11 protein-coding genes are annotated in these 11,384 nt (G+C 50.3%); 9 read left to right on the plus strand and 2 right to left on the minus strand.

Annotation, left to right across the window (positions count from 1 at the left end):
- Window positions 1-169: 169 nt before the first annotated feature.
- The 8 genes from OEL57_RS09295 to OEL57_RS09330 all read left to right on the plus strand — a co-directional run bounded on the left by OEL57_RS09295 (window position 170) and on the right by OEL57_RS09330 (window position 6,365).
- Window positions 170-487, plus strand: a complete 318-nt coding sequence (locus OEL57_RS09295; protein WP_300739903.1) for a hypothetical protein — start codon at window positions 170-172, stop codon at window positions 485-487.
- A gap of 43 nt (window positions 488-530) precedes the next feature.
- Window positions 531-683 (plus strand): hypothetical protein, encoded by a 153-nt coding sequence (locus OEL57_RS09300; RefSeq protein WP_167370396.1) that lies wholly within the window; start codon window positions 531-533, stop codon window positions 681-683.
- Window positions 684-717: 34 nt separating this feature from the next.
- A complete protein-coding gene (locus OEL57_RS09305) occupies window positions 718-864 on the plus strand; it encodes a hypothetical protein (RefSeq protein WP_300739909.1) in 147 nt (48 codons plus the stop codon).
- Between the two features lie 63 nt (window positions 865-927).
- Complete coding sequence (locus tag OEL57_RS09310; protein ID WP_300739911.1) at window positions 928-1,674, plus strand: hypothetical protein; 747 nt, start codon at window positions 928-930, stop codon at window positions 1,672-1,674.
- 27 nt (window positions 1,675-1,701) lie between these two features.
- Window positions 1,702-3,549 carry a cytochrome C gene (locus OEL57_RS09315; RefSeq protein WP_414718512.1) on the plus strand — a complete coding sequence of 616 codons (1,848 nt, stop codon included), beginning with the start codon at window positions 1,702-1,704 and terminating at the stop codon, window positions 3,547-3,549.
- A gap of 62 nt (window positions 3,550-3,611) precedes the next feature.
- On the plus strand, window positions 3,612-3,866 hold the full coding sequence (locus OEL57_RS09320) for a hypothetical protein (RefSeq protein ID WP_300739913.1): 255 nt from the start codon (window positions 3,612-3,614) through the stop codon (window positions 3,864-3,866).
- 36 nt (window positions 3,867-3,902) lie between these two features.
- Window positions 3,903-5,573, plus strand: coding sequence for a sigma-54 interaction domain-containing protein (locus OEL57_RS09325; protein ID WP_300739915.1), 1,671 nt, complete (start codon window positions 3,903-3,905; stop codon window positions 5,571-5,573).
- 18 nt (window positions 5,574-5,591) lie between these two features.
- On the plus strand, window positions 5,592-6,365 hold the full coding sequence (locus OEL57_RS09330) for a tetratricopeptide repeat protein (RefSeq protein ID WP_300739917.1): 774 nt from the start codon (window positions 5,592-5,594) through the stop codon (window positions 6,363-6,365).
- Window positions 6,366-6,370: 5 nt separating this feature from the next.
- On the opposite strand, the gene OEL57_RS09335 is transcribed toward OEL57_RS09330, so the two are convergent.
- Window positions 6,371-6,640: a hypothetical protein gene (locus OEL57_RS09335; protein ID WP_300739919.1), complete on the minus strand. Its 270-nt coding sequence runs from the start codon at window positions 6,638-6,640 to the stop codon at window positions 6,371-6,373.
- 232 nt (window positions 6,641-6,872) lie between these two features.
- A complete protein-coding gene (ppk1, locus tag OEL57_RS09340; RefSeq protein WP_300739921.1) occupies window positions 6,873-9,146 on the minus strand; it encodes a polyphosphate kinase 1 in 2,274 nt (757 codons plus the stop codon).
- Between the two features lie 268 nt (window positions 9,147-9,414).
- Between ppk1 and OEL57_RS09345 the strand changes: the two genes are divergently transcribed.
- The coding region (locus tag OEL57_RS09345; protein WP_300739923.1) for an ATP-dependent helicase at window positions 9,415-11,384 on the plus strand (1,970 nt) is incomplete at its 3' end.

An 11,384-nucleotide genomic window follows, 5' to 3' on the forward strand; every position in this document is an offset into this window, starting at 1 on the left:
ACCATGTATACATATAAACTCTTAACATAAACATCACAAAAACAAATAATTTATTGTGTATTAAAAGGAAGTTAGAACTTGTAATGGCAGCATCCACAGTATTTGGCACAATACTTGGATTAAAAAGATGCAACAAACTGTTGTTGCACAGAATGAAACGAGGCACGCCATGACCACCGGAAAGATCGCCATACCCTATTACGGAACCCTGAGCCACCCCAACAGCGGTTTTGAACGAGTTTTCTTTATTCTTGAACATGATGAACAGAACCAAAGCAAACACAATCAGGTCAGTATGGGCATCTGGGACGCAAGCCAAACACCTCTATTACCGGCATGGCTGCATCAAAATGGCATCAAACAAGTTGTCTGCAGCTCTGCACCAGATCGTTCTCTTATGGAAACCATGCTGAAAGCCGGCATTAGAGTATTTGGCGAAAGCAGCGACAAAGCCCGTAAAATACTTAAAAACCTTTGCCTTATTTGAAATAATGACGCTATGAATTCACGTTGCGTGAGAGGAGACAACCATGAAAGCAAAAAGTAATTTTTCAACCCTGGTAGCAGAAACCACTGCAAAGGGAAGCTTGGCTCTATTTGCAGGTATTGGTGTATTTCTGGCCGGTTTCATTACCTGGTCTGCAGCCGGAGCTGTCAGCGCACTAATCGACCTTTTCAGCTGATTTATCACATACCACATCCCTAAAGGAGGAAGCCATGAAGGCAAAACAGAGTTTTTCAGATTTAGATGATCGTAAGTACATTGGCAGAGTACTGGCAGTAGCAGGTGTTTTTTTCACCGGTGCCGCTACAGCTGTTGCCTGGCCAGGTCTGAGCCACATTGCTCATAAGCTGATTGGCTAACCGTCCAAGCAGATGGGCAGGAATAATTCCTGCCCATTTTTGTGCTCTGACGCCAACTACCCCATGCAGATGAACCAAACATTGCAACATGCCGAAATTCGTAGTACTCTGCAGTGTCCTACCTGTTCAACAAGCCGCCTGTATCAGTTGGCAGATGGCAGGTTCAAGTGCTCACTCTGCAGAAAAATTTTCAGCGCAACAGCCAATCGACAAAACCGTTTGGCGCCGGTCGTACGGGAAGGTCTTGCAACAGCTTTCTGGAATATGGATGGTACTGCTGACACTGCCAATGCCCTTGATCTGAATATAAAAACCGTCCAGAAATATTTTGGATTGTTACGTGAACATCTGGCTAAATTATCACGTCAGACCATACTGCAACAGTTTGAAAGCGATACCCTGCCAGCATCCTGGTTTCAATCTTTTCCTCAGCAACAAAGCTGCGGCCAAACTGCCAAACCAATTGCAGCAATTGTAAAATCTGGAGAAGCAATCAACTTTTTGTTTGCTGCACCAGTGACATCGCAACCTAGAGTTCAGGAAACAGCTATTTTGGGCTGGCTCTTTGCGCAGGATGATGAAAGCCTGCAGAGGCTCAATCTGGACAAAATGCATTGCCAATCCAGAGATAGTGACAGTATCCCCCTTACAACTCCATTCTGGAGATTTATCAAGCAAGGATTAATCCATTATCAAGGTGGATTCAGACATCATTTTTTTCAGTATTTGCGAGAAATGGAATTCCGTTACAACGACCGTCAGAAACAACGCGGACCAGATATCTGTCTGCATTTTCTAACTTTCGAGTAACACATTTTATTTTCAGGAGAGAGCACCATGCGCCGAACACCAGTAACACTCGTTGTACTCGTTTTTTCAATGCTGTTCATGCTGCCAGGCATGCTCCACGCTGCAGTGGACAAAATGGCCTACGACCCGGAAAACTGTCTTGGTTGCCACAGCGGCAAGATCAGTCTCGACAGCTTTGCGGCTTCCCCCCATGGCAAGAACGGCTGTACCAGCTGCCACTTGCAGAGTGCCGACCTAAAAAAGCACATGACCGGCAACACCAAACTGGATAAGGTCAACTGCTCCCGTTGCCACGGTAATGAGGCAAAAGAGTTTGAAAAGAGCATCCATGCCAAGAGCGGCCTGACCTGCGTATCCTGCCACTCTGATATCCACGGATTCAGCTCTAAAAAGGGTGACAAAAAGGCGGCCACACTGGCCTGTATCAAGTGCCACGACAAACAGAAAGTACATCTAAATTCAGTTCATGGTGTCTCCCTGATGAAGGGTAACCCTGATGCCCCAGGCTGTTCAGATTGTCACGGTCTGCACGGCATCAAGAAAGTACAACCTGCAACGACAGTTGAAGGTCGTATGTTCCATGTTGATGCTTGCATTAAGTGCCATAGTGATGAAAAAATGATGCACCGCAACCATGTCAACGGACATGCTGTTGAAACCTATCTGGAAAGCTATCACGGTAAAGGCTACCGCTTGGGTATGTTGCAGAAGGCTGCTGGCTGCTCTGACTGTCACACTGCCCATAATGTGTTGAAAAAAGAAAATACCGCTTCATCAGTTAATCCAGCCAATGCAGCAAAGACCTGTGCTCAATGCCATACTAAGGCGACTGCTCTGTTTGCTAAATTCTATTCCCACGGCAGCCACCATGACCGTGAAAACTATCCCCTGATGTACTGGACCTTCAAGGCCATGGTTGGACTGCTGGTGGGTACCTTTGCTGTATTTTGGGTCCATACCCTGCTCTGGATGTTCCGTGGTTTCATTGAAAACCGTGAGAAGCAAAAGGCCCTGATTGAAGGTCATGTACACCACATTGATGAGCCTCACAAACTGTATTACCGTTTCAAAAAACGTCATATTTTCCTACACTTCACGGTTATTGTCAGCTTTTTGGGACTCTCACTGACTGGCCTTCCGCTTAAGTTCAGTGACCAAGCCTGGGCTCAGACCATGATGTCCTTCTTTGGTGGCGTTGAGTATGCCGGCCTGATTCACCGTGGCTGTGCAGTACTGACCTTCTACTATTTCTTGGGTGCAGCCTGGATGGGTATAGACTTCCTCTTCCTCCGTAAGGATGTTCGCGGTAACTTCCTGCAACGGCTATTTGGCCCTGACTCCCTTATCCCAAACCTGCGAGACATTACCGATGTCATCGGCATGGTCAAATGGTTCCTGTTCAAAGGTCCCAAGCCGACTTTTGAGCGCTGGACGTACTGGGAAAAATTCGACTTCATCGCCGTCTTCTGGGGTATGTTTGCCATCGGTGGTTCCGGCCTGATGCTCTGGTTCCCTGAGTTCTTTGGCCAGTTCCTGCCCGGATGGGCCTTCAACCTGGCAACTATCGTCCACTCTGACGAAGCATTGCTGGCAACCGGCTTCATCTTTACGGTCCACTTCTTTAACACCCATGGCCGCCCAGAAAAGTTTCCGATGGACTTTGTTATCTTCAACGGCCAAATGGCTAAAGAAGAGTTCATTGAAGAGCGTGGAGACCAGTGGAAGCGTTACGAGGAACAAGGTATTCTGGAGCATTTTGAAGTTGAGAAGCCCAGCGGTGCAATTTACGACTTTGTCTTCAAAACCTTTGGCTTTATCGCCGTATTCACCGGCCTTGCCCTTGTGGTAGCCATGCTGTGGGCCTTCCTGGCCTGATAACCAGATCAGGGGGCAGCAATTCTGCTGCCCCCTGATTCTTTAAAAGGAGTTTAAAACGTATGAAAAAGGATCTCTCTTTGATACTTTCCATACTGGCCTTTATTCTGTATATCATTGGTGGACTTGGTATTTTTAGTGGCCTTTTTATGGTGCTGGTACTGAAAACCAAAGACCTGTTCGGTCTGGGAACTGCAGAAACCCTGGGTTATCTGTTCCTCTGTGTCGGCGGCTGCCTTTCTGTGGTCGGCGTTTTAACCCTTCGAATCATTCGCAACCGTACCAATCAGAAACTGTACCAGGCAGCTACCTGCTGAATGTAAGATCAGTTCCCGGAGGGGACCGTCACTACCATGGCTGATAAAGACAATTGCGAACAACTTAAATACTTCAGTCATATTATTGACTCTGTGGCAGATGGTGTCTTTACGGTAGATCGCGATATGCACGTTATCGCCTTTAACCGTGCTGCAGAACTGATGACCGGCATCAAACGGACAGATGCAGTTGGGCGTCCCTGCCATGAGATCTTCCGCACTTCAGTCTGTGACAATGGTTGCCCGGTGCGGGAGGCAATGAAAAAAGGAAAACCGGTTACCAACCGAGAAGTAACCATTAAAAACGCTGAAGATCAGTTGATTCCGGTTTCAGTCAGTGCCTCAATATTGTATGACGACGAAGGCAACCCGATTGGCGGTGTTGAGACCCTGCGTAGTATGAAGCGTATCTACGCGATTATGGATAGTGTTGCCGATGGCCTCTTTACGGTTGATGAAGGGATGCACATCACCCACTTTAACAAGGCAGCTGAAGAGATTACCGGGGTTTCCGCCCTGGAGGCGATCGGCAGACCCTGCTATGAGATATTTAAGTCCGAAGCCTGCACCGGTGCCTGCCCGATGGTTGAGGCCATTGCAACTGGCCAATCCATTCAGCGGGAAGTGGAAATAAGTGATCGCAAAGGCCGTAAAAAGCTGATCTCAGTCAGTGCCTCAACGCTCTATGATGCGGCCGGGAATGTCATGGGCGGGGTTGAAACCGTCCGCGACCTGACGCCAATTACCGCTATCAAGGAAGAAATCCGCGAAAAATACTCGTTCCGCAGCCTGGTAAGCCGTAATCCTGCCATGCGACGTCTGTTTGACGTCATGGAAGATATTGCTGCCAGTAATGCAACCGTCTTCCTGAACGGCGAAAGCGGTACCGGTAAAGAACTGTTTGCCCGGGCCATCCATGATTTGAGTCCACGCCGCGAAGGTCCGATGGTGATTGTCAACTGCGGAGCCCTACCTGAAACCCTGCTTGAATCAGAAATTTTTGGCGTCCGCAAAGGCGCCTTTACCGGGGCAACTGAAAACCGTCCCGGACGACTTGAGCTCTGTAGCGGCGGCACCTTCTTCCTGGACGAGATCGGTGATCTGCCGTTGCCGCTGCAGGTAAAGCTGCTGCGCGTGCTTGAAAACCATGAATTTCAGCCCCTGGGTGCCCGTTCCCCCATTAAGGCAGATGTCCGCTTTATCACGGCAACCCACCGTAACCTTGAAGATATGGTGGCAGAAGGCACCTTCCGCCAGGACCTCTACTTCAGAATCAACATCGTTACCCTCAACATCCCTCCCCTGCGAGACCGTCGCGAGGATATCCCCCTGCTGGTGGATATGGCCCTGCAGCGGTTCAATCTTACCTACAACAAAAAGGTCCGTGCCGTTTCTCCTGAAGTTTTAAAGCTGCTGCTTACCCACTCCTTTCCCGGCAATGTCAGAGAACTCTTGAATCTGATCGAACAGTCAGTCATACTCTGCCGCGGAACAGAGATCACTCCAGATCACCTGCCAACCAATTTTCTGGGGCAAACCCATGAACAGGCGCAGAATACGCGCCGCTCCGGCAAGGCCCCAACCGCCGCAGACCTGAACGCCCTGTTAAGTCGTTACAGTGGCAATCGGGCTGAAGTTGCACGGGAGTTGAATATCGACCGTACAACCCTTTGGCGTTGGATGAAAAGGCTTGGTGTGAAGGAGTAATAAGAGGGGGTACGCTGCTTGACACGCGCAGACCTGCAGCAAAAAGCACACACCATTGATACCCTGTTTGACCTTGGCCGGAACGATGAAGGGAAGGCAGCAATCCAGGAAGCTTTGGAGGCTGCCAAAGATGATCCGGCCTACCATCATTATTTTCAAGCTGAGGCAGCCGGTTACCTTGACCACAACAGCAAGGAACAAGGACGCCTGTTCGCTGAAGCCCTCAATCTGGCTCCTGACGAACTGTTTTTAATGCGGGTGGTCGGAGTCTGGCAACTGATGAACGGCAAGGTCTGGTCTGCTGTCTGTACCTTTGACCGTGTTCTTACGATTGAACCGAATGATGGCGATACCCTGCGCTGCATGGGGATTGCCCATTCCCGTCTTGACCGGGACCGCAAGGCTATAAAATTCTACGAACAAGCCTTGTCGGTTAGTAAAACAGACAGTGATGCAATGCGTCAGATCGGTGTTTCTCTTTCAAAGCTTGGTGAAGACAAGGAATCTCTGGACTGGTTCCGCAAGGCGCTGGCGTTGAATGAACAGGATTACGACTCCATGCGACAGTTGGGGATCTCACTGGCCATGCTGGCAGATTACGAAGGGGCACTGCAGTGGTTGCGCCTTGCCCAGACCGTGAACCCCCAGGATTATGAGACACGGCTGAACATGGCATTGGTACTAAAGAAGATGCGGGGAGAAGAAACCTGGCTTGAACGGATTTCAATCAAGCTGGGACGCTGGATGAGCCGGGTATGGGGCAAGTTACTGGATCGGTTTAATCTACGTTAACGGCATCAGGCAGTCTCACAACCGATTGATAAAGCCTCATCTGCAGCTTCATCTTGCTTGGCTCCGGTGCCATGCACCGCATCAAGACGTTGCAGGGCAATTTTCAGTGCCTCTTTCATTGCAATCCGCGCATCCTGTTCCTGACCTGCGTCAAAAAGTGCATCAGACTGTTTGAGCAACGCATCACCACCGGCAAATGACATCACATTGGCAACATCTGTATGACCAATGGAAACGATTCCGGTTATTGCGCTGTAATTTGTTTTTGCTTTCATATGTGCCTCCTGCAACAAAGCTGATTATTATATAATAAAAGAGATTGCACAAAGCGTACCATTCGTTTTATTTGTTTAATTTCAGCATGTTACACAAAAAATAACACGCACCACAAATGATGCAGTTGCAACACGACATTTCTCACAAAACAAACTACCAGTGTAATATCAACAAATTGGGCGTTGCACAAACATGCAACGCCCAATTTAACTAACGCAACTGTATAAGCAATCAATTACTTAACAGCTTGGTTACACGCCGCTTTAAACGCTGTGCTTCACGCGCCGACTGACTGGCCTGAGCAATCAGGAGCTGATGTAACCCGCTCTGTTCCTGCCCATTGGCCGGTTTACGCTGCAGATAGCTGCCATCCGGCTGCATCTCCCAGGCATAGCGCTGGTCCGTGTTATGGGCATCAAGCAACTCCCGTAACTGCTGTTGCAATGTTGATGACTCAACCGGAACCAGAATCTCGACCCGCGATTCAAGGTTCCGCTTCATGGCATCAGCAGAACCGATAAAATACTCTTCCTGGCCACCATTTCTGAAATAATACAGACGACTGGGCTCTAACAACCGGCCAACACCACTGATTACTTTGGCCGTATCAGAAAGCCCCGGCACCCCTGGCCTGAACCGGCATGAATCCCGCACATAAAGATCCACCCGGACACCGGCCTGACAGGCTCGATACAGACTTTTAACAATATCACCATCATCAAGGGCATTCATCTTAAACTGAATCAATCCCCCGCCTTTTTCCTTATGCACAGCGATCTCCCGCTCAATTTTTTCAAGCAGAGAGCGTTTCAGCAGCTTGGGTGCAGGCAACAATTTTTTATAGGTCCGTTTGGGAGAAAAACCTGTGGTCAAATAGTTAAACAGCTCGGTCAGGTCCTGACCTATGGCATCATCACTGGTGAACAAACCAAGATCACTATAGAGACGAGCCGTGTCTGTGTGGTAGTTGCCGGTGCCGATATGCACATAGCGCCGAATGCCGTTGTAATCACGCCGCACCACCAGAATCACCTTGCAGTGGGTCTTGAGTCCCACCACACCATAGGTCACATGGATGCCAGCCTCCTCCATCCTCTCTGCAATCCTCAGGTTGGCAGCCTCATCAAAACGGGCCTTCAGTTCCACCACCACTGCCACCTGCTTGCCGTTTTCGGCCGCCCTCACCAATGACTCAATCAGCCGCCCCTCCTTTGAGGTCCGATAGAGTGTCATCTTGATGGCGCAGACCTTGGGATCATCAGCAGCTTCATTCAGAAACCGCTCAACCGAGCTGGCAAAGGACTGGTACGGATGTTTTACCAGAAAATCACCGCTGTTACGGATAATGTGGAAGATGTTGCGGGATGACATCAACTGAGGATGATCTTCTGGATGATGAGGCGGATCATGCAGCTTGGGATGATTCAGGCGAGCGATCTCAAACAGATCTCGCATCCCCAGCATCTCTGACACTTCAAACACATCACTGGCCTCATCAAGGTCCAACTCAGCTGCCAAACGTCCTTTATGCACAGGGTCCATGCCTGACACAACCTCAAGCCGTACAATCGGGGCAAAGCGACGTTCCTGCAGCTCAGACTCAATCATAGCTACCAGATCATCAGCTTTTTCTTCATCTTTCTCTGTATTGGCATTGCGGGTTACCCGGAAAAACTCGCAGGAAACCACCTTCATGCCTGGAAACAGCATATCAAGATTTGCTGCCATCACCTCTTCAAGCGGCACAAAGCGATCACCTTTACCTACCCTCATAAAGCGAGCTACACCGGTGCCAAGCGGCACCTTCACCCGTGCCAGCGAAACATCTTTTTCACGGAGGTAACGAACCGTTACCAGCAGGTTAAGCGAAAGATTGGATACAAAGGGAAAGGGATGCGCCGGATCAATGGATTGAGGGGTCAGAAGGGGATAAATGTCACGGGCATACAGCTCACGCAACCCCTTTTTCTCACGGCTGGCAAGATCTTTCCACCCCACAACTTCGATACCCTTGTCATCCAGCAGTTTCATCAACTGCCTGAACAAGGCAGCCTTCTCAGTCACCAAGGTACGCACCTGTGTATGGCACTCCTGCAACTGCTGGCGGGGAGTACGTCCGTCAATGGTCAGCTCTTGCACACCTGCTGCAAGCTGCTGTTTCAGACCGCCAATCCGCTTCATAAAAAATTCATCCAGATTAGCGCCGACTATGGCCAGAAACTTTACCCGTTCCAGAAGAGGGGTTCGGGTATCTGACACCTCGCTCATCACCCGCCGGTTAAAGGACAGCCAGGTCAGCTCACGGTTCAGATACCATTGGCTATCATCCAGATCAAAAGACAGGACTTCCGCACCCTTGCTTTGTTCCTTATCAGTCTGCGGCACCGCTTTTACGGCTCGACGTTGCGGCTGAGCCGTTTTTTTTACCGGAACTGCTTCTTCAGCCTGTTGCGCCTGTTCCATCTTCTTCCCCTTATGTTTAACAAGCTTGCGAGCAGCAGTCACATGCCACCTCCCAATGGTTATACTCTGATTTTATTCTACACCACTGTTACAATCATGCAACAAACAGACTGACAGTTGAGCCTCGTGCAAAATGTTATGAGGAAGGCCGGATATAAGGCGCACGGCGCGCAGCGACTGAGACATAACATCCAGTTAGGCGAAAAAGCGAGCACCGCGCAACGCAGTAGACGGCCTCCGCAATAGTTTTGCACGAGGCTCAGTTTGTACGGTTGCCACTAATCTGGTTCTGTGGTACATCAGCTACCCCATGTCACAGCTCAATCCAGAACAATTCATTGCCGTACACCATACTGAAGGCCCTTTGCTGGTGCTGGCCGGCGCCGGTTCGGGCAAGACCCAGGTCATTACCAGCCGGATAGTCCATCTGCTGCAAAAACTGAACATACCGGCAGAGCAGATACTTGCTGTAACCTTCACCAACAAGGCAGCCAAAGAAATGCAGGAACGGGTCAAGCGTGCTGCAGGCAACAAGGCAGAAGGGATGCTGATCAGCACCTTTCACTCCCTGGGGGTCCGCATCCTGCGCCGCGACATCCGCAGGCTTGGCTACAAACCAAACTTCACCATCTACAGCGATAGTGATCAGTCTGGTGTGGTACGTCAGGCCCTTTCAGACCTGAACATAGACACCAAACAGTTTCAACCGGATATGGTGCGCTGGCAGATTTCCATGGCCAAAAACCGCCTGATTGCGCCGGACCAGTATCCCAAACTATCAACCAATCCGCTTGAGCAGGTTACTGCAGCCGTCTATCCCCGCTACCAGAAGTTACTGCGGGCCTACAACGCCATTGATTTTGATGACATCATCATGCTGACGGTACAGATGCTGGTAGAACTGCCTGAGGTCCGTAAGCACTGGCAAGAACGCTTCCGTTATATCATGGTGGATGAATATCAGGACACCAATGCCGGTCAGTACCAATTGATCTCATTGCTTGCTCAAGGACATGGCAACCTCTGCGTGGTGGGTGATGATGATCAGGCCATCTACGGCTGGCGCGGTGCAGATATCACCAACATCCTCAACTTCTCTTCAGAACGCACCAGCTGCAAGGTGGTTAAGCTGGAACAGAACTACCGCTCTACCGGCACCATCCTAAACGCGGCAAACACAGTGATCCGCAATAACAGCAAGCGTAGTGACAAGGCACTCTGGACCGCTTCAGGCAGTGGAGAGCTAATCAACCTGCTGGTGGCCGATACCGATGACGAAGAGGCCCGTCAGGTGGTGGAACAACTCCAGTTAGCCCAGTATCGCAACAAACACCCTTGGAAAGACTTTGCCATCCTGTACCGTTCCAATGCCCAGAGCCGGGCCTTTGAAGAGGCATTACGGATGGAGGAAGTGCCGTACATACTGGTGGGTGGTCAAAAATTCTTTGAGCGCAAGGAAGTCAAAGATTCCCTCTCCTATCTGGCGGTGCTGGCCAATCCCCGGGATGAGGCCGCCCTGGTCAGAACCATCAATTTCCCCAGACGGGGAATCGGCGGCACCAGCCTGCTACGCCTGCAGCAATGGTCGTTAGAACACAATCTGTCGCTGTACGAAACCCTGGGCATGGCTGACCAGATTGAAGGCTTAAGCGAAGCGACCCGCAAGGCGATCAACAGTTTTCACGCCATGATAAGGCAGGAGCTGGCCAGCTTTACTGGCAGCAACATGGCATCACAGGCAACAGCCCTGTTCAAGCGTCTGGGAATCAATCAGGAACTGTATTGCACCATTGACAACCCGGTGCAGGCCCGGAAACGGACTGAGAATATTGAACAGGTTATCAATGCCCTGGCCAGTTTTGAAGAACGCAATCCGACTGCAGGGCTGGCAGATTTTCTTGAGCGGATTGCATTATTGGAGGACAACCGGCGGGAGACCGACAATGATCAGCCCCAGGATGCGGTCACGTTGATGTCGCTGCATGCCAGCAAAGGCCTGGAGTTTCCTCAGGTCTTTCTGGTTGGCCTGGAGGAAGGGCTGCTACCCCACCACCGCTCCATTGATGAAGACCCGGAGGTAGCTGAAGAGCGCCGTCCCTGCTACGTGGGGATCACCCGCGCCAGAGAACGGTTAACCATTTCTCACTGCCTGAGACGCCGTAAATACGGGACCTGGGAAGAGCGCCAACCCAGCCGCTTTCTGGCTGAAATTCCTGCGGAACTATTTGATGGAAATAGTACAAAAGAACAGGAAGCAGAACCGGTTGATATGGGTCTGGA

Origin of the sequence: Trichlorobacter sp. (assembly GCF_030247655.1) — a bacterium.
GTDB lineage: Bacteria > Desulfobacterota > Desulfuromonadia > Geobacterales > Pseudopelobacteraceae > Trichlorobacter.

Coding starts and splice junctions, on each gene's coding strand:
- OEL57_RS09295 (WP_300739903.1), top strand. CDS start 170: ATGACCACCGGAAAGATCGCCATACCCTATTACGGAACCCTGAGCCAC.
- OEL57_RS09300 (WP_167370396.1), top strand. CDS start 531: ATGAAAGCAAAAAGTAATTTTTCAACCCTGGTAGCAGAAACCACTGCA.
- OEL57_RS09305 (WP_300739909.1), top strand. CDS start 718: ATGAAGGCAAAACAGAGTTTTTCAGATTTAGATGATCGTAAGTACATT.
- OEL57_RS09310 (WP_300739911.1), top strand. CDS start 928: ATGCAGATGAACCAAACATTGCAACATGCCGAAATTCGTAGTACTCTG.
- OEL57_RS09315 (WP_414718512.1), top strand. CDS start 1,702: ATGCGCCGAACACCAGTAACACTCGTTGTACTCGTTTTTTCAATGCTG.
- OEL57_RS09320 (WP_300739913.1), top strand. CDS start 3,612: ATGAAAAAGGATCTCTCTTTGATACTTTCCATACTGGCCTTTATTCTG.
- OEL57_RS09325 (WP_300739915.1), top strand. CDS start 3,903: ATGGCTGATAAAGACAATTGCGAACAACTTAAATACTTCAGTCATATT.
- OEL57_RS09335 (WP_300739919.1), bottom strand. CDS start 6,640: ATGAAAGCAAAAACAAATTACAGCGCAATAACCGGAATCGTTTCCATT.